Origin of the sequence: Caproiciproducens puteiluti, assembly GCF_052442865.1 — a bacterium.
Classification (GTDB): Bacteria; Bacillota; Clostridia; order Oscillospirales; family Acutalibacteraceae; genus Caproiciproducens.
Genome location: NZ_CP194790.1, coordinates 3,654,844 through 3,673,075, shown reverse-complemented (window position 1 = coordinate 3,673,075; position 18,232 = coordinate 3,654,844). Strand labels below are relative to the sequence as shown.

General features: G+C 52.3%; 16 protein-coding genes and 4 pseudogenes. 1 reads left to right on the top strand and 19 read right to left on the bottom strand.

The annotated features are described in order from the left end of the window. Positions 1–74: 74 nt before the first annotated feature. The gene (locus ACRQU7_RS17760) at positions 75–344 is read left to right on the top strand and encodes a TIGR04076 family protein (protein ID WP_195464795.1); all 270 of its coding nucleotides are present in this window, start codon (positions 75–77) and stop codon (positions 342–344) included. A 328-nt stretch (positions 345–672) separates the two neighbouring features. Here the strand turns inward: ACRQU7_RS17760 and ACRQU7_RS17755 are convergent. From ACRQU7_RS17755 to ACRQU7_RS17665, 19 genes and pseudogenes are all read right to left on the bottom strand, one after another. Next, positions 673–834: pseudogene (locus ACRQU7_RS17755) on the bottom strand (transposase); the annotation flags it as partial. Positions 835–1,279: 445 nt separating this feature from the next. Continuing rightward, positions 1,280–2,956, bottom strand: a pseudogene (locus tag ACRQU7_RS17750) (restriction endonuclease); the annotation flags it as partial. Between the two features lie 181 nt (positions 2,957–3,137). Then, entirely contained in the window at positions 3,138–4,544 is a 1,407-nt protein-coding gene (locus ACRQU7_RS17745; protein ID WP_444642330.1) for a relaxase/mobilization nuclease domain-containing protein, read from the bottom strand. Positions 4,545–4,754: 210 nt separating this feature from the next. Continuing rightward, the gene (locus tag ACRQU7_RS17740) at positions 4,755–4,976 is read right to left on the bottom strand and encodes a transposon-transfer assisting family protein (protein ID WP_444642328.1); all 222 of its coding nucleotides are present in this window, start codon (positions 4,974–4,976) and stop codon (positions 4,755–4,757) included. A gap of 1 nt (position 4,977) precedes the next feature. Continuing rightward, complete coding sequence (locus ACRQU7_RS17735) at positions 4,978–5,292, bottom strand: DUF4316 domain-containing protein (RefSeq protein WP_444645629.1); 315 nt, start codon at positions 5,290–5,292, stop codon at positions 4,978–4,980. Continuing rightward, positions 5,269–6,246, bottom strand: a pseudogene (locus tag ACRQU7_RS17730) (YodL domain-containing protein); the annotation flags it as partial. The pseudogene ACRQU7_RS17730 and the gene ACRQU7_RS17735, both read right to left, overlap by 24 nt. Positions 6,247–6,521: 275 nt before the next feature. Continuing rightward, positions 6,522–7,437: pseudogene (locus tag ACRQU7_RS17725) on the bottom strand (ArdC-like ssDNA-binding domain-containing protein); the annotation flags it as partial. A 72-nt stretch (positions 7,438–7,509) separates the two neighbouring features. Next, positions 7,510–7,812 (bottom strand): immunoglobulin, encoded by a 303-nt coding sequence (locus ACRQU7_RS17720; RefSeq protein WP_444642326.1) that lies wholly within the window; start codon positions 7,810–7,812, stop codon positions 7,510–7,512. Then, complete coding sequence (locus tag ACRQU7_RS17715) at positions 7,809–9,869, bottom strand: DNA topoisomerase 3 (RefSeq protein ID WP_444642324.1); 2,061 nt, start codon at positions 9,867–9,869, stop codon at positions 7,809–7,811. The genes ACRQU7_RS17720 and ACRQU7_RS17715 overlap by 4 nt, the downstream gene beginning before the upstream one ends. Further along, entirely contained in the window at positions 9,857–10,030 is a 174-nt protein-coding gene (locus ACRQU7_RS17710; protein WP_444642322.1) for a hypothetical protein, read from the bottom strand. Before ACRQU7_RS17710 ends, ACRQU7_RS17715 begins: the two co-directional genes overlap by 13 nt. Next, the gene (locus ACRQU7_RS17705; protein ID WP_444642320.1) at positions 10,027–10,776 is read right to left on the bottom strand and encodes a CD1107 family mobile element protein; all 750 of its coding nucleotides are present in this window, start codon (positions 10,774–10,776) and stop codon (positions 10,027–10,029) included. The genes ACRQU7_RS17710 and ACRQU7_RS17705 overlap by 4 nt, the downstream gene beginning before the upstream one ends. After that, the gene (locus tag ACRQU7_RS17700; protein WP_444642318.1) at positions 10,763–11,011 is read right to left on the bottom strand and encodes a DUF4315 family protein; all 249 of its coding nucleotides are present in this window, start codon (positions 11,009–11,011) and stop codon (positions 10,763–10,765) included. The genes ACRQU7_RS17705 and ACRQU7_RS17700 overlap by 14 nt, the downstream gene beginning before the upstream one ends. A gap of 23 nt (positions 11,012–11,034) precedes the next feature. Next, the gene (locus tag ACRQU7_RS17695; protein WP_444642316.1) at positions 11,035–12,789 is read right to left on the bottom strand and encodes a C40 family peptidase; all 1,755 of its coding nucleotides are present in this window, start codon (positions 12,787–12,789) and stop codon (positions 11,035–11,037) included. 35 nt (positions 12,790–12,824) lie between these two features. Then, the gene (locus ACRQU7_RS17690) at positions 12,825–15,203 is read right to left on the bottom strand and encodes a VirB4-like conjugal transfer ATPase, CD1110 family (RefSeq protein ID WP_444645627.1); all 2,379 of its coding nucleotides are present in this window, start codon (positions 15,201–15,203) and stop codon (positions 12,825–12,827) included. After that, the gene (locus ACRQU7_RS17685) at positions 15,130–15,588 is read right to left on the bottom strand and encodes a PrgI family protein (protein ID WP_444642314.1); all 459 of its coding nucleotides are present in this window, start codon (positions 15,586–15,588) and stop codon (positions 15,130–15,132) included. Before ACRQU7_RS17685 ends, ACRQU7_RS17690 begins: the two co-directional genes overlap by 74 nt. 1 nt (position 15,589) lies before the next feature. Further along, on the bottom strand, positions 15,590–15,997 hold the full coding sequence (locus ACRQU7_RS17680) for a hypothetical protein (RefSeq protein WP_266161691.1): 408 nt from the start codon (positions 15,995–15,997) through the stop codon (positions 15,590–15,592). Positions 15,998–16,012: 15 nt separating this feature from the next. Beyond that, entirely contained in the window at positions 16,013–16,822 is an 810-nt protein-coding gene (locus ACRQU7_RS17675; protein WP_444645625.1) for a VirB6/TrbL-like conjugal transfer protein, CD1112 family, read from the bottom strand. Positions 16,823–16,944: 122 nt separating this feature from the next. After that, complete coding sequence (locus ACRQU7_RS17670; protein ID WP_013485766.1) at positions 16,945–17,160, bottom strand: Maff2 family mobile element protein; 216 nt, start codon at positions 17,158–17,160, stop codon at positions 16,945–16,947. A 143-nt stretch (positions 17,161–17,303) separates the two neighbouring features. Next, on the bottom strand, positions 17,304–18,182 hold the full coding sequence (locus ACRQU7_RS17665) for a helix-turn-helix domain-containing protein (protein ID WP_444642311.1): 879 nt from the start codon (positions 18,180–18,182) through the stop codon (positions 17,304–17,306). Positions 18,183–18,232: the final 50 nt, after the last annotated feature.

Below are 18,232 nucleotides of genomic sequence, written 5' to 3'. Positions count from 1 at the left end.
GGTATATACTCACCCCCATTTATGATCATAGCATATACAAAGTCATGTTGCAATCGCAACGTAAGGAGTATACAATGTCAGGACATCCAAGAATTATTTTGAAACTGATTGATCAAAGAGGCAATCATAAATGCCATCATGGTCATAGTATTGGTGATGAATTTGATTTTGACGCTGATAGAGGGAAACTATGCCCAATGGCCATGCATACTGCATTTCCATACGTAGATATCTTGCGTTATGGTGGGAATGTTCCAAACAGCGAGGACTATGGGAAAATTGCTTTCTGCTGCCCCGATGCAGACGTTATTAATGTGTTTGAGATTGATGTTATCTCAAATTAATTACAAATTCAGTTGAAAACGCATTGATGAACTTGTTAAGCGTTTTGATATACAATTTATTGTCTGCCAACATGTTGTTAGGACCCTTGCCTTCGGGCGAAACCTTTAAATCAACCCACTCCGCAGAAATCGAGAAAGATTAGAAAGCTTGCCATAGCCCTGCGTAAGATTGATATAAAAGGCATCCGTTCTCTATGTCTTAGGCGGCTTCCAGCCGCCAATCGCCTACCGGCTTTAAGCCAGTAGTGGCTCAGATTATAGATATATTCTGATCAGCGGTCAGGATAAGCCTGCATTGTTTATCCTCTCTAACCATGCTGACTATAACTTAAAATAGCGTTCTTTGAAGCTGCGAGTAAGCGCGCTTGGATACATGTCTCGATTTGGAGCCGAATATTCTTGACTGAAACGGAGAGGCATCAACACCGTCAAACGCCACCAGTGCCGCCTTGCTGGTAAAGCGCCGCACGTCGCCGATTTCAGTCATGAGTTTTGGCCTCGTGTTTCTTCTGCACCTTGCATTGACATTACAATATCAGGTTCAGGCAGCAAGGAAGCTAACCGTATCATCTCCGCGCGATAGTATTTAGGGTATCATAGACAGCGTTTAAACTGTCTGCCGCCAACCGTACAGCGCGACTTTTACGCTGTATGGGGTCAAACTCATGGTAGTTATCACTAATTGTTGATAATAGTGGCAAGCAATGCATCGTGGTACCCACGATGCCCATTTCCCGATTTTTCGCTTGCGCGAAAACCGTGAAATTGCTTGTTGGTGGCAGGCCCCCAATCCCCTCTGATCGCACAATAAATTGTGCGGCTGCGCGTCCTGCGGACGCTTTAGATACTAAAGGAGCATGAACTGTATATCGTTCATGCTCCTCTCGCTTATTTGAACACTTGTTTTCATTATAAAAAATGAAACGTTGGCTACCTCACAATGTCGACTTTAGCGTATTCCAGTTCGTAGCAACCCGCAATTCTACACCATCCTTCAACGCCTTGAAGTGTTGTCTACCGCAGTGAATTTTAAGCTGTTCTTTCGTCCGCAAATCCATAAAGTTGGTGCTACCCTTTGTCTCCAAAATAAAGTATAATTTCTCTTCGCCATTTTTGGTCAGATACACTGCCCAATCAGGATTATAGGTGCCAATGGGTGTTTCAATCTTAAAACGATCAGGTATTTTGAAGAACATCTTTACATCCGGGTCATTGTCCAGCGCGACGGCGAAGGGACGTTCAATAGTGCTACTGTCATAGACAATATAGTCGTAGACACTATGTTCAACCTTGACTGCATTGCGATCAAGGTTGGCAATCAGTTCAGCAGTGTCAAAAATCTCCTGCACATAGTATTCCTTACCATCCAGTTTTACATAACTAATACCGTCGATAGCCAGAGCATGGCGGTTACTTCGGATGATCTCCGTAGCCTTTTCCATGAAGGCTTCCGGATTGTTCAAAAAGTCGCCACACCGCCCGCTACGTACAAGAATTTCATTGACCGTAACAGGCGTCAAAAGTGTCTCATCACTGATAGCGGTAATCAGGTCAGGCAGTGTCTGATAGGAATTATCGATATCCATTGTGCGCATTTCGCGCTCCGTGTGATATATGCCAGCTTTTTCAATATGAATATCCGCTGTCTGAGAAATGAGCCGTGTTTTTGGAATGACTGGCATTTCCTGCAATGCCTTGATGCAGTTTTCAATCAGCTTATTTGTGTCAATGTTAACGCGGTAGACTGTTTTCTGTTTGATCTTGTTCCACAGCTCCAGAAATTCCGGAGACATCATGACCTGCTTTTTGATGCGCACTACCACGTCCTTGGAAGCGTCGCGCACCGGAGGCCTGCGGTCAGCATTCGCAATAATCGTCTCAAAACGATTCCGCGCAGTTTCGTACTTTTTCGGTAGATCAAGCGTTCCGGCTTTGAGGGCGTTTTTCATCGTGTCTTTCATCTTGCCAGCGCTGGTGATGTAGCCTTTTTTCTCAAAATGTTCCATCAGATCCTGTGCATCCTCATAGGTCATCTGTTTTTCCTCGGTCACAGTTTTCGTGTAGATCGCACCAGCAAAAGTTTCCGGCGCAATGGTATCTGTATGTTCAATTACCGCGGCCACAGTTTGTTTGATCTCGGACAGTTCTGCTGGAAGGATGATTTCTTGCGGTTTTACAGCATTATCCACTTTGCCGTTCGCCGCAATGACCCCGCTAGCCTTGAGAGCTTCTACGACTTTCTCCGCCTGTTCCGACGTGACAGCCTTTTCAACCTCTCGCTTGTCTTCATAAACCATACCAGAAAACAAATCGAGTTGTAACATACCGAACTTCATGCCGGTGTCGTCCTCGATTTCCTTTTGCAGGTTATCCGCAAACTCCGCGAAACTCTCGTTTGCCATAACATGAAGGATATTGATATTCCTATCCTCAATTCGTTCGCCATCCTGATTGACGCACAGGCGCATACCGCGTCCGATTTTCTGACGGCAAGTAAAAGTGGATTTTTGGTCAATCAGCGTGCAGACCTGAAACACATTTGGATTGTCCCAGCCCTCTTTCAACGCAGAATGGGAGAAGATAAAGCGCAGCGGACAGTCGAAGGACAGCAATATTGTAGCATTAAATAATGTATAATTCAACAATAAACATATTGATCAATATGTTTATTGTATAGTGAGTATGATTTGGTTTATCATTACATTACTCTTTCATTTTTGGAGAAATAAATTTGATTTACGAGCATCATTTTGTTACAACACATTCTTTGGATGCTTTCGAAGCATGGACAGCTCAACGTTGCTCATGTTCTTTTTCTTTCTCCGATTCGCTCCTGTCAATGCCAAGCAGATGATCCACATTGGCCTTGACGGTCAAAAGCTCTCTCATTTCGTCGCGGGCCTTGCGATAGTCGGCGTAAGCCGCCTTTTTCTCTGCCAGAAGCGCCGCGTATTCGGCCTGTAAACTCTTGACGGTGGGAAGCTTTTTCACTTTCAACACATCAAACGCTTTCTTCGCCGCCCTGTGCAGAAGGATGTCGCTCTCATGCTCTTCAAGGAATTCTTTAGAGTAGCCCGCCTTGTGGTAGGCAACATAGGTGTCACGGGTTTTGGCGTAATTAACGATCTGCGTTTTCAGAACGGCGATTTCGGCCAAACGCTTTTCCGCCGCCTTGATCTGTGCAGAAAGCTCGTTGTAGCGAGCGATTGCCGACGCCGTTTTAGCGGCCAGCACATCATATTCCAACAGGCTGTGCTCGGCGAGATAATTCACTGTCTGTGCCATTTGCTTGAGGTTAAATACCTTGGCCCAACGCTCATAGCCCACGCCTTTTCCAGCGCGGAGCTTGGCCTGAATATCCACCAAAAGATTGACTTGCTTTCTCGGCATGGGCTGGATGATTTTTTTGCGCGGCTGATGTGCCTTTTCACCGGAGAGGACGGCCCGAAGCTCCGCTTCACCGTAGCCGCTGCCCAGCGTATCCAGCCGGATAAAACGCTTCTGATTCTTCCCGCGCAGGGCTGGGATTTTTCCCGTCTTGACTTCATATCCGGCGTCCCGCAAGAGCTTCAGAAGCGCGTCAAAATCGGCGGGCTTTTGAGCTAAAGCCGCGTCTATTGCCACATGCAAAAGTTCCCGGTTGGAGGGCTTTGCCTGATCGCCCATCCATTTGTTGTAGCTCTTTCCGTGCCGCTGCGGATTCTCCACGATAGAAAACCCATTCTCGATGCACAGCGTATCGTTTAGCCGCCGCACGGCTCTGGTACTTCCCCAAAAGTTTCGGAATTTTCGGGTGCAGTCGAGGGACGTGGAATTCCAGATGATATGATTATGAATGTGGTGTTTGTCAATGTGGGTGCAGACGATGAAAGCATGGTTTCCATTCGTAAAGCGTTTGGCAAGCTCACAGCCGATCCGGTTCGCTTCCTCCGGGGTGATCTCACCGGGGACAAATGACTGCCGGAGATGATAGGCAATCACATCGTTCGAGCCGTGCGTCCTGCCGGTAAGCCCGGTATACTGTCGTTTGGAAAAAAGGAACTCGGCGTCGGCTGTCCGGCTGTCGCATTCATAGCCGGTGATAAGCCTGCCGTAATCCGTTTTCTCCGGGTTTTCCGCGTAATCAATAATATCGCTGATTGCTGTTCCGACGTCCCGGCCCTTGCCGGTATGCAGTGGCATCAGCCGAGTGGTTGCCATAAACACTCCTCCTTATAAATGAAAAAGGAAGCTATAAAGCTTCCTTAATTTAATTCTGACAAAAGCATGCAGATAACTTACAAATTGTTGTTAGATTTGCTATAATATATGCGATAATCTGCCGAATAGAAATATCCATCATAGAATCTCCGATTAATGGTATCTATCAGTATAATGTCTATTCAAAACAATGTCACCATAAAATTGTACCTATTTTTCATCTTCTCTTTCAAAATCAGGGAACAGATCAAGCTCGGCGTATTCCTCATCACTCATGCCCCGGAGTTTTCCCAGTACAGAATCCGCCAGAGCCAGAAGCTCCGTTTCATCCGCGCCAAGATAGCCGCGCATCTGCGTCAGCTCCGCGATCAGGCCCTCCCGCGTTCCAGTATTGTAAATGCACATCAGGTTTATTTCGTCGTTGGTAAACATATCACCGCTCCATTTCCGCGCCTCTGTCGGGCGCTGATTTTTTGTGTTCCCGGCTGACCGGCTGGTTTCTGAGCTGTTCCACGACGGATTTTTTCTTCTCGTCGTTTTCCCGCCGAGACGCCTCGGCAAGCTCCAGAAGGGAAATCGGATGACCGGTTTTGGCCTGCTGCTCCAGTTCCGCGACGGTGGGATTCTTTCCGTTGTCGATGATGCCGTCGATCATGTCGTAATCGTCCTCCATCGACATTTCCGCGCTTTTAAGGTAATTTCCCGGTTTCAGAAAATCTGGAATCTCCTGAAAACCGAAGCTGTCCACATAGTGACAGGATACAACGCCGTTCTGCTTTAAGGCAACGATGTCGCTGACAGATAGGCTCGGCCTGTGATAATCGGCGGGATGGTCGTTGTTGAACCTGTCCCACAAAACGGACAGCCTGTCATCTGTGTTGCCCGTATTAGTGAGCGGCGCTGTGTAGGCGAGATCATAATTGCCGTGGTCAACGGCGATACCTTTGGAATCCAGCCAGCTCAGCGGCTCAAACCGGATGTCCCGCAGCTCGTCGCCGTCCTTCACCTGATAAATGGCGAAAGCGTCCTGAGAGGTTTTCAAAAAAGCGGATTCCCGCTGCTCCTGATGCTTCATTCGGCCCTCTATAGCGGATGAAAACTCCCGGCTTTCCTCCCATTCCTCGCGGCTTACGGCGAACAGGCCGCTGTGGGCCTGAATCTCATCCGGGTCGAACGCCATGCTTGCGCCGCCGTCTTCAATCATGTAAACAGTGAGGTCCTGCTCAAAAAGTTCCAGTGCCCGGTCTTTGGAGAGGGGCAGCAGGTCGCCGTCCAGATACCCGCAGGCTTCCAGATTGGCCACGATCAGGTCAGAATCCGGCATGGGGTATTCATCGAGCGCCTGTTCCGGCGCGTCCGGCAGCATGTCCGCCGCTTTCGGCTGGTCGGGCGCTGTCTGCATCGCCGGGGCGTCCGGCTCACGGTCGCCCAAATTATTTTTACGGATATATTTCTGTATGTCCTGTTCACGCACAGCGACAATCTCGTTTAGAATGTCAAGCGGCACCTTCTCCGAGGCCGCAGGGGTCAGGTGTTCAAGGGCAAGCGCCTGTTCGTAAGCGGTCGGAATGGAGCTGACGCCCTCATCGGCAAACCCGTTTGCCGTTTCCCGCAGGCTCTCCTTATCGTAAAGGGTATAGCTATATCCGTCCTCGTTTTCTTTCAGATAAAGATAGGCGGCGTTATCCAGCAAATACATCGCCTCGGTTTCCCTTGGCGGGTAGATTTTTTCGATTTCGTTCAGCCGCAGCAGCAGTTCATCCGGGGAGGCCGCGCCCTCAACTTTGGCGGCGCTGAGAATGGCGTCGCGGGTGTCTTTTCCGTAACCGCTTTTTAAATCTTCCACGGTAACCGGGACTTCTTCCTCAATGGAATGCAAAGGAAACGGCGGTTCCAGGACGGAAGCCGTGTACCGGTATGCGTCCGCGGCGAATTGTTCCAGTTCGCTGTCGTACTCTTTCTGAACCTCGCGGAAATTCTGGTCAATGTCCGAGATCAGGCCGGAAGCGGTTTTGCTGATGGTTTCCAGAGAGGCCCGCAGCTCCGGCAGTTCCTTGTTGCGGCTCCAAGAGGCGATATAACCAAAGCTGTTGTCGCCGGTCTGGATGCCGTAATACTGGCAGACAGCGTAGGAGACGCTTTCGGCCTCCACTTCCTCGGTGCGCCGGTCCTTCGGTTTGGGCGGCTCGGCGGTTTCGTCACCCTTGGCGGCGGCAAGGCGAGTCTGCTCATAGTTGTGCAGCGTGGCGTGGGTGATTTCGTGAACGGCGGCGGAGACGGTCTGCACCTCGCTCATGCCGGACCGGATGGCGATACGTTGGTCTTTTTCGCTGAAATAGCCGTCCGTACTCGGTTCCATTCCCTCAAAAGCAAGCGGAACGGGGGACGAGCGCCTCAGCGCCTCTATGAAAATCTCATATTGCTTCACATTTCCCATGAGATCATTTGCAAGCGTCGGCAGCGGCTTTCCCTCGGTCTGCGACACATCGAAGACCGACACCACCTTGTACATAGGAATTTTGATTTCCTTTTCATCCATGATGACCTTGCCATCCGCATCCAGCATGGGAACCTTGGTATCGGGGTCGAGTTTTTCTTCCTCGATTTTCTTTTTGAACGGCGTGGGCGCGATGATTTTGATACCCTTTTCGCCCCGCATCACGTTCCGGCTGAACTGATCGTGCCATTTATTGAATCCGGCGATGAGGGTGGCGTCTGGCTTTTGCATGTAAATGAGCATGGTGTTGTTGACGGAATAGCGGTGGAACCGGGACATAGTACGGAGGTACTGCGCGTACCGGTCGCTCTGGAACAGGTCTTTGATACCCTGTTCGATACTGTCGGTGATTTCTTTCAGCCTTTCCTTATTCTTTTCAGCCATAGTTTTGCTCCTTTCGCGGCTCATAGAATCGAAAAAAGCACGCCCCCGCACAGGCCGGGATAAACCTATGCGGGAGCGCGCCCGTTATTCATTTTCGGAGCGTATGCTCCTGTCGGGAGGACGTATTTTCGCTGTTTTGGCACGCAAACTGTCGGCTTCGCGCCGCCGGTCGCTGTACGGTTCCCTAACGGAAACACAGCGTTTTGGGACGAGATAGCTGATGGCCCCGCGATGCTCCGGGCGCTCCGGTTTCACTTTGTCGGGATATTTTTCCGAGAGGCGTTTGAGCTTTTGGATAAGTTTCTGATTATGCGTATAGACGCTGGCCGTCGCTTCTTCCTCGTTATAGCAGATGATCGTCTCTTGCTCATATTTCGTAAGTTTCATGATCCGCCACGCTTTTTCGTCCCCGAATCAAATTCCAGCTTGAAATTGACGTTCTCCCCGGTGTCCTCTAAAATCACCGTCGCGTCGTAAGTCTTTCCGGCTTTTTCGGAATAACAGCCGGTGAGCCTTACGCGCCCGTCCTTCAGGAGCGCGGCGGCGACGGCTTTCGTCAGTACCTTTTTCTTGGCGGCGAAAAACCGGTTGTCCTTCCAAAGCCCGAATCGGCAACCGTCGTTTTCGCAAAAGAATCCTTTTTTGCTCTCGGTCACGCTGCCGCCGCAGCGGGGGCATTTGCCGACCTTCTCACGCCCGGAGGGGAACAGCACCTCCGCACCCTTGACCGGTGTGTATGTTTGTATCAGTTCCCGGAGCATGGATGAAATCCCGTTCATAAAGGCGTCCGGCTCCAGTTCTCCGCGCTCCACCTGTTTGAGCCGGTTCTCCCATTCGGCGGTCAGCAGCGGGGATTGAAGCTGTTCCGGCAGGACGGTGACGAGTGACACGCCGACCTGCGACGGAATAAGATTGGCGGTTTTCTTGGCCTTTTTCCGTTCCACGAATCCGGTGGCGACGAGCTTTTCCAGAATAGCCGCGCGGGTGGCGGGGGTTCCGAGGCCCTTGCGCTCCGCATCGTCGGGCATCTCCTTTGCGCCCGCCGTCTCCATCGCGGAAAGCAGAGTATCCTCCGTGTAATGCTTGGGCGGCGAGGTTTTGCCATCCTTGACGGAAGCGGAAGCAACCGAAATATTCTGTCCTTCCGTCAGTTCCGGCAATGGCTTGTCGGCTTGTTCCTGCAAATAGGTTTTCCAGCCCGGAACGAGGATCGTTTTGCCCTTGGCAGTAAATCCATACCCGGCGCAGTCCAGCGTGACGGCGGTTTCGGCGTATTGGTGCGGCTCGCTGACCGCGCAGAGAAACTGCCGGGAGACAAGCCGCAAAATTTCCCGTTCTCCGGCAGGCAGCGCGGAACTGTCCGCTTTGCCCGCGCCGGAGGTGGGAACGACGGCGTGATGGTCGCTGACCTTCGCACTGTCACAGACCTGACCGGCATTGCATTTCTCGGGAACGTCCATATCGCAGATCGCGGCGGCAACGGAGGCAAGTGTTGAAACAGAGGCTTCCATATCGTTTGTCAGGAATCGGCTGTCGGTGCGCGGATAGGTGCAGAGCTTCTTTTCGTAAAGGGATTGCAGATAGTCGAGCGTCTGCTGGGCCGTGTAGCCGAGCAGACGGTTGGCGTCGCGCTGGAGAGTGGTCAGATCGTAGAGGGCGGGCGGCTTCTCGGATTTTTCTTTTTGCTCCACGGCCCTGACGGTAACCGATTTGCCTTTACAGGCGGCGGCAACGGCTTCGGCCTCCGGTTTCTGTTTGAGCTTGTCGCCGGTAGCGGTGAAGCCGCCGCAGTCGAGGCTGACCGTATAGAACGGCTCCGGCTGAAACGCGGAAATCTCCGCTTCCCGCTGCACGATGAGCGCCAGCGTCGGGGACATGACGCGCCCGACGTTCAGGGTGCGGTGGTAGAGGACCGAAAACAGGCGCGTCGCGTTGATGCCCACCAGCCAGTCGGCTTTGGAGCGGCAGAGCGCGGACTGATGCAGCCCGTCGTAGTCACGTCCGGGTTTCAGGTCGGCAAAGCCCTGCCGGATAGCCTCATCTTCCATTGAGGAAATCCAGAGCCGTTTCATCGGCTTGGAACAGCCTGTCATGTCATATACGGTGCGGAAGATCAGTTCGCCCTCGCGTCCGGCGTCGCAGGCGTTTACAACCTCATCCACATCGTTGCGGCGCATCAGGGCGCGGAGAATATCAAATTGTTTTTGTTTATCCCTGCTTATGATAAACCGCCAGTTCTCCGGCAGAATGGGAAGATCCTCACGCCGCCATTTGGCGTATTTTTCATCATAGGCGTCGGCGCTTGCCAGCTCCGCGAGATGGCCTAGGCACCATGAAACGAGGTAGCCGCCGCCCTCCAGATACCCGTCGCCGCGCTGCTTCGCGCCGATCACGGCGGCGATACTTTGGGCAACCGAGGGTTTTTCACTGATTACAAGCCGCATTTTTCATTCTCCTTCCGCTTCGGCGTGATGATAAGGTCGCGGTAACAGTCACGGGAACGGTCAAGCTGGCTTTTCGGCGGGGCGAGAGGCCGTTCCTCCCGTCTGTACTGGGGCTTCTGCACCATCATCCGCTCGAAAGGGCTGTCGGTGAAAAAGGTCATTCGTCCTCACGCTCCGTTTCACCGTCGGGATTTTTCGATTCGCCTTTTTGCTCTGTTTCCTCATCAGGTGAATCTGGTTTATTATCCGGGCCGGATTCTTCATCCTCATCTTCGGTGTAATCGTAATCGTCCGGGTCGGGCTTGTTATTATCTTTTTTATCCGGCTTGCGGAATTTGAAGAACCAGACCGCCGCGCCGACGAGAACGGCTGCAAGCACGGCGACTGCCGCGATTCCGGCGCTGTTATTCTGTTTTTCCGGCCGGGAAACGGATGAAACCGTGGGCGTCGATGCGGTCGGCGCAGAGGATGTCTCCGGGGTGGAAGTAACCTTGGGTGAGGAAGAGCCGGAAACGTCCTCGTTGTCGCTCTTTGCCAGCGCAAGCAGGTCCTTGTCCGTCACAGCGTCAAGGAAATAGACGTTTTCGGCGTTTTTCTGGCGGTCGATAATCAGGTAAAAGACGTGCTTGCTCGGCGTGGTGATCGTGAAAAACTCCTTGCCGTCCTCGTTGGTCACGTTGTCGATCACCGTCCCGGTGCCGTCCGGCGTCAGCGGCTTGAGAGATGTTCCGGACGACGTTGCGGATGATGCTGCCGACGATGCGGTGCTGCTCTGCGCGGCGCTGGAACTGTTCAAAGTCGGAGAGGTCGCCCCTGTACTGTAGGCGAGGGCGTTGACGGAAAAAGCCGCCGTGCAGGACATAGCGGCCATCAGGCAGACCAATACGCGGATTTTAGATTTCTTCATGAACATTTTCCTCCTGTTTGTTCTGATCGGATACGGGCCGGTTTTCGCGGGACGCTTTCATGAGCGCGGACAGTTCCTCCGCCGTCATGCCCATGCCCCGCACAAGGCCGACAATATCGAGATTTTCCAGTTCACGGCGCTGCTTTTCCAGTTCCTTCTGCCGGTTTTGCAGTGCGGAGATTTTCGCCGCGTTCTTTTCATACTCGGCGTCGATTTTTTTGAATTTCGGATTCACAGTGATTCCTCCAATCTGTTTGTTTATGGATTCGGTAAACGCCCAAATGTTAGAAAATGGCTTTGCCAGTAGCTTGTGTTGAGGTTTGAATAGCCAATGGGGTCCCCCGCCGCGAGCATCATGCCGTTTCCCACATAGATGCCCACATGGGACACACCGTCGGTATCGTAGGTATGTTCAAAGAAAACAAGATCGCCGGGTTTGGCGTCGGCGGGAGAAACCGGAGTGCAGATGTCGCAGAGGCCCTGCGCCCCCAGCCGCCCCACGTTCCACCCACTGTGATTGATTACCCACGACACGTAACCCGAACAATCGAACGAGGTTTTTGGGCTGCTGCCGCCCCAAACGTAGGGGTATCCGATGTATTTTTTCGCTTCCGTCATCATGGCGGCGAACCGTGCGTCCGTCATTTCCTCCGGGGGAATGTCATACTCCGTGGGCTTTTTGACGGTGGATGCGTTCGGATAGGCCGACGAAGGAAACAGGTCGGGCCGGTTGCCGAGAGTGGACATGTACATCGAGTACACGCCGACCTGATCCTCGTTCATGATGGAAATGGGAAGATGGGACAAATCCTCGTTGTGCAGCTTTACGGTGCAAATGGTGTAGCTGTATGGCACCTGAACCTCATAGGTATAGGTTGATGTGGTAGTCTGCCCGGTATCGGGGTCGGTGTAGGATGTGGTGCCGGTTCGTGTTTCCGTGCGGTATCGGGTTTCCGTCTCCACAGTCTGCGTCAGTTGGTATTCTTTTGAGAACAGAGTGGAAAGTAAGTCCCGGACTTCATCCAGCGTCCATTCGCCGCCGTGCCACGCGGTCAGGATGGAAACCAGCACATACGGGTCATGCCCGATTTTATCGAGCGTATAATGATATTCGTTATACCCGGGATGCCGCACCTGATAATGGTCAATCTCGTTCTGAAGGTCCGCTTCCTTTTGGGCGTAAGCGGCCTCCGCGCCGAGCATGGCGTCGTCCGTGGAAGGATAGGTGGACATGGTAACGCCGGACAGCGCCCCTTCCAGCAGAACCGAACTGGAGGACAGGACGTTCAGAAGCAGGACCAGCACCAGAAAGACGCCTGCGGCGATCAGAAAGCCGTTCTGGTGCCGCCTGACAAAAGCCGCCGCCCGCTTGCTCTCCCGCGCCGCCGTCTTTGCCGCTTTAGAAGTGTTTTGGGCAGTTTTCCCGGCGGAACCCGTGAACTGCCCGGCCCGTTTCGCGGCGACATACTGTTTTTTGACGGCGCGCTTTTGCCGCCAGTGGGCCAAAGGATTGCCGGAGGGCTGCGGATTATCCCGCGCGGCCTTTTTCTGCAAATAACCGAGGTTGGCGCGGTCGAGCCGTTTTTCCGCTTTGGCCGATTTCCGGTAGGGTTTCAGTTTGTGGGAGCGATAGGCGCTGCGCGCCAGACGCCCGCCCATTTCGGTGGCTTCTCCGCTTTTGTGCGCGGCCTCCACGCCGACGTTTTCATCCTCGGACTGCCGGATTTCCCGGTGAAACTGCATCAAAACAGCGTTTTGGGGCGCGTCCCGGATGGCGTGAGTGAGTTTGGATGGTTTTTTCTTGTCTACTTCCTCAAAATACAAGCGCATCTTTGCTTTACCCGTGGGCTTATCAAAGGTGTGCTGCTTGCGAAGAACTTTCTTTTTCGGTATTTTCTCCTGCGTCTGATCCGCTGCCGTCGCCGCTTTCTTCGCCCTGCGGACAGATTCCTTTAATACGGGGTCAGTTTGTTCCTCATCCGTGAATTGCAGGCGGGGTGCACGTTTTTCCATTCCGTATCACCTCCGATCCCGTTGAATAGGAACGCTCATGTTGCCGCCACTTCCTGCGGCTTGGTGGTCATGATGCGGTACAGCTCCGTGTCTTTCGGGAAATGATCAATAAACGGCAGAATGACGTTGCCATAAAATAGCAGCCCTTCGCCCTCGCCGGAATGGGTGACGTAGGAAAGCTGGTGTGGCGAAATGCCGAGCTGCTTGGCGAGAATCTGCCGGTCGCCGGACGCCTGATTGAGCATATAGATGTAATCCGAGTTTTCAAAGATGTTCTCGATCTCGTGGGAAGAGAGCAAATCCTTTATGTTCTGCGTGATTCCGGTCGGAATACCGCCCCACTTGCGAAACCGCTTCCAGATTTCCACGGAATAGGCGGCAGTCTGTTCTTCTTTTAAGAGCAGATGGAACTCGTCGATATAGTAGCGCGTGGATTTCCCCACGGCCCGGTTGACGGTAACGCGATTCCAGACCTGATCCTGCACGATGAGCATCCCGATTTTTTTGAGCTGCTTGCCAAGCTCCCGGATGTCGTAGCTGACGACGCGGTTTTTCACGTTTACGGTGGTGCGGTGGTTGAACACGTTGAGGGAACCGGTGACGTAGATTTCAAGCGCCGTAGCGACGTACTGCGCTTCTTTTTCGTCCTGCCGCCGCAGCTCGTTGTACAAATCCTCCAGAATCGGCATGTTTTCCGGGCGCGGGTCACTGAGGTAATTCCGGTAAACCAGCCTCACGCAGCGGTCGATGACCGTCTTTTCCACAGGCTGCAATCCTTCCTTGCCGCCGACGATCAATTCGCAGAGCGAAAGGATAAAATCCGACTTCAAGGATAACGGGTTTTCTTCCTCGGAATAGTTGAGGTTGATGTCCATCGGGTTGATATAATCGGTGGACGCGGGCGAAATTTTGATGATCTGCCCTTGCAGGCGCTCAATCAGCGGGCCGTATTCGGCCTCCGGATCGCAGACGATGATGTCGTCGTTTGTGACGAGGAATACGTTGACGATCTCCCGCTTGGCGGCGAAGGATTTGCCTGCGCCCGGTGTGCCGAGAATCAGGCCGTTCGGATTTTTTAGCAGCTTTCGATCCACCATGATGAGGTTGTTGCTCAAAGCGTTCAGCCCGCAGTACAGCGCCTCGCGCCCGGTCTGGAACAGTTCCTGCGTGGTGAAGGGGATAAAAATAGCGGTGCTCGACGTGGTCAGGCCCCGCTGAATCTCCACCTGATTCAGGCCGAGCGGCAGACTGCTCATCAGTCCTTCTTCCTGTCGGAAGTCGAGGCGGGTCAGCGCGCAGTTGTATTTCTGCGCGAGGGAGCTTGCCTGAAACACGTTGTTATCCAGCCGCTGCCTGTTCTCGGCCACATTGAGGACAAGAAAGGTCACGAGGAACATACGCTCGTTACGGGACTGCAAATCCTGCAGCAGCTTCTTCGCCTCCTCGCCGTAGGTGGCAAGATCGGAAGGGATGATGTCCATGTCGTAGCCGGAACGGATGGCCTTTTTCTGCTCCTGAATCTTCATAGAATCCAAATCCGTGATTTTCCGCTTCACCGTCTTGATGGCATTCACCTGGTCGATGGATTGGATGTGCATGGTGACGATGAGGCTGGATTCCATATCGAGAAAATCAGCCAGCATTCGGTCGTTCAGCTCCGGAGCGAGAATTTGCAGGAACGATACCGCACCCACCTGATGCCCCATACCGAACATGTTGCCGCTTTTGAACTCGAAAGAGCTGGGCGCGATGAAATCCTTGACGGAGAGTCCGGATGGAGCCAGCCAGTCCCACGAAAATCGGAACGGCTCCGGCGTGTCCATGCGGAAGATGTCGTGCAGCAGCTTCAGACGGTCCGCGCCGTTCAGAGAAGCGGCGGTTACGCCGAGATGTTTGAAGTTGTTGAGAATGTCGATTTCGACGCGTTCCAGCCGGGGCTTGGCCGCTTTCAGGCTGTCCGCTTCGATGCCGAAGGTCAGGTATTTGGTCTTGATGAGGCCGTTGTTGCCTTTGGCTAGCTGATTCCGGAGCATTTCCGTGTACTCCGAACGCAAGCTGTCAAAATCGTCGCCCTGCGGCGGGATGGTGACGCTTTTCGCAAAGCTGTCCCGCGTTGCAGAGAGGTTTAAAAACGAGAGTTGAAATTTGATGGAGCTGTCGAAATAGTTGAGGAAATCGCACCAGCCTTCAAAAATGGCGGTCTTGTCCTCGTTCTGATTGAGCTGATAGTTGATGTCCTGAAACTGAACGGTTTTCGTGTAATAGCTGTCGGTCACACGGCAGATTCCGTCCGGGAACATCCGCTGAAACGGGATGCTGTCCTGCGCCGACTGCTTTTTCTTATCGGTCTGCCGCGCCTTTGTGACGGCGGCTTCGATCTGACGCCTCTCGGCGCGGGTCAATGACCGTTTCATGGCTGGTTTTTGCTTTTTTACCGACAATCCGATGCACCTCCTTGTCGAGCTTACTTTGCCGCGCGAGCACGGCGTAAAAATTGTTGGTCTGATAGGGCCGCTGTTTTGGACGGAGAAACAGCACCTGGGCAATGTTGCGGACGATTTTTTCCAGCGGCAGGCCGTTTTTCTCGTAGATGGCCATCAGGAAAAACGGCAGCATCACGAGAACCATGCAAAGGGAAGCGGCTCCGGTGCTGAACCCCACAGGCCCCTTGAGCAAAAAGAAAAGCGGTACACCAACAAGCGCGCCGCCGCTGAAACAAACAAGCTGCCGTTTTGTTAAATTGAACAGAACCTTCGTTTTCACTGCGGTCAGGTCCTTGGGTACGGGAACATAGGCCATGTCAGCGCGCCTCCTGTTCTTTTGTCGGGCGCGCGGCTTTCGCGGCAGTATCGGCGGTATGATGAAGCTGTTCCAGAACGGACGGCTTTTCTTTCCGTTCGTAGTCCCGGAGCGCGTCCTGCTTGTCGAACACCTCGTCGAGCGCGAAGCTGAAATCGCTCAGATCTTCCGTGCGTTCCAACCATTTATCCGCGACGACCTGCAAGGGATTTTCAAACAGAAGAAGATAGTCGATTTCCTCCGGTTCAAAGCCGTGACTTTCGGTCAGATAATAATGGGCGTCCCTGATTGCGGTGATTTCGCGGGAACCGTCGATCAGCTTTGCTTTATCGCTGGCTTCCCACGTTTTCCGAAAATCCTCAAGATTGGCGTCCAGCCTGTCAAGAAGCTCCTGTAATTTGTCCTGCATTGAATATCACCTCCGTTAATGCACGCTAAAAATTGATTTTGCGAGGCTTCCGGTCTTAAAGAGCGTAAAGCACAGCAGCACCGTGTACCCCATGCAAGTCCAGATGGCCTTGCTGACATCCGTGCTCACGCTGATACTTTTTACAAGAACGGCGTAAATCGCCACGCAGACGATGATGAGAAAGCCCTGAAATCCCAGCGCGAACAGGGAACGCAGATAATTCTGCCCCATGCCGCCCGATTCCCGGTTTAGCATCGTCGCCATCGGGATTGGCGCGATGGAAGTGGCTAAATAGATCTCGATCATCCTGCCGTACACGATGATGAAAATGCAGATCGTGAGCGCCCACATGGTAAAGCCCACGAAAATGCTCTGAAACCACAGCCCGAACAAGGGGCCGAGGTCCATTGCCATGAGCCGCGTCTGAAGGTTTGCCGTGACGGAACTGATGTCGATGGACGTGTCGGAAACGATGATTCCCGCCGCGCTGTTTACCACGCTCTGCGCCACGTCGAATATGCCCATGACGATATTCCATGTGTTGGTCACGATGAGGATGGCGCAGGCCGTTTTGAAAATCCACCGAAAGAAAACAGCGCTTTCGATGTCGTGAAAATTGTTCTTATCGGTAATGATCTGAATCAGCTCCAGCGTCATGACGAACGCGAGAATCAGACCCGCGATGGGCATCATGACGTTTTCGGACAGGGTCCGTATCATGTTGTAAATGCCAGTGTTCCATGCCTGCGGCGTCGTTTCCACCTGAGAGGCGATCTGCCCGACTTGGCTGTTCACGTTGTCGAACATGCCCGACAGGTTGTTCATGATGCCGCCGACGAGTATTTCTTTCAGCCATTCGGTAATCTGCTGCTTGATGAAATCCAAGCGGCATCACCTCCTTTCCCGCGCCCCCGTGAATGGGGACGCGGAGTGTTTTCGCGTCGGCATCAGCCGAACAGGTTGGAGAGCAGAGGAACCAGCGTAATGCCGATCAGAGCCACGCCGCCGCCCGCCATGAGCTGTTTAATGCCTTGCGATTTCGCTCCCGGATTGTCGTTGCCATAACCTTCCAGAAGATTGATCGCACCCCAAATGGCAAGGCCCGCGCCGAGGGCGATTACGAGGGTCTGGAGAACGCCGATTGCGGAATGAAAAAAACTCATAATACTACCTCCAATTCTGATTTTGAAAATAAAAAAAGCCGCTATTCTGCGGCCTTTCCTGCTAATAGATTTATATATAAAAAGGCGGCTTTGGATACGAACATATCGATCCAAGAGCCGCCACGTTTAAGAAAAGATAGACTTCATTCTTCAAATGTCAAATTTTTAGGGAAATCGGGGAAAACATCATCAGGTGTAAAGTCAGTTGTTGGTACACTACAATCCACTTCCTGGAAATTGGCGTTATCAAGCCACACTTGCCCTGTCCCGTTTAACAGGACCCCAATGCTTATGACACCGCTCGTTTCAGGGACATCCAACACGCATGAATAATGGTTCCACTCTGTCGTTCCGGTAATTGCGCGGTTTTGCATGTTGTCCAGCTTTAATGTAACGCCCAAGGCATTATCAATTCTCATCCACAAACCGCACCGGCCATCCACCTCCAGAGTTTTGACAAAACCGGAGAAGCGCGCCCGTTTGCCCAAAAAATTTCTGGCGCTGAACTGCTGCATAATTGTTGCATACTCATCGGCTTCAAGACTATCAGCGATTGATTTGAGCGTCGCTGATTTTGTTCCGGTATTGTAGATCTTGTTATCAATATCTGCCTCGAATTTTTCGGGTGCTGTCCCCGTAAAAAGCCATTCTTTGATTTTAGCACTGTTGTCCATAGGAAATCCTCCGCAGATTAAATTTTTAATGGCCGCCCGGTATCTGCCCGGCGGCATTTGATACACGCTTTTGAACGCCCTGGTAAAGGCTTCTTGAGATTCAAAGCAAAAAGTCAAGGCGATGTCGATAATAGGAACGTTTGTGGAAAGCAGGAGAGATGCCGCTTTTGCGAGTCTGCGTTTTCGAATATAATCATATACGGATATTCCAATTTCACTCTGAAAAGTCCTATGAAAATAGAACTTTGAATACCCCACAGCATTTGCAATTTCATCTAAAGACAGTTCTTCGCATAAGTTCATCTCAATGTAATTTAAAGCTGCTTGAATTTCTTTGCTGTGCGTCATCGGCATCACTTCCCTGCAACTTTATTATAGCATGACATCCCCCCTTATTA